At 61.9% G+C, this 331-nt stretch carries 1 pseudogene; it reads right to left on the bottom strand.

The features are described 5' to 3' along the window. Window positions 1-28: 28 nt before the first annotated feature. A pseudogene (locus OO69_RS48445) lies at window positions 29-331 on the bottom strand (ABC transporter substrate-binding protein); the annotation flags it as partial.

Here is a 331-nt window from a genome sequence, read left to right on the forward strand (position 1 = left end):
ATCTACACCTAAGCCTTCGTCGGCAGCGTCAGATGTGTATAAGAGACAGCTTGTACTTCGCGGTGCAGATCTCGGGGACCGTGTAGAAGCCCTCCTTGATGACCGTGTCGTTGATGTTCTCCGTGGTCAGCGACACGACCGGGATCAGCGCGGACGGGACGTCCTTCGCGCTGTCGCTGGAGACCTTGTCCTTGGCGATGGAGTCCAGCTTCTCGCCCTTGGCCAGCGCGACGGCCATCTCGGCGACGGCGTTGGCTTCCGACGGGTAGGACTTGAAGACGCTCATGTACTGCTCACCGGCGACGATGCGCTGTACGGCGGCGAGCTCCGC

Origin of the sequence: Streptomyces sp. NRRL F-525 (genome assembly GCF_000716605.1) — a bacterium.
In the GTDB taxonomy this organism is placed as follows: domain Bacteria; phylum Actinomycetota; class Actinomycetes; order Streptomycetales; family Streptomycetaceae; genus Streptomyces.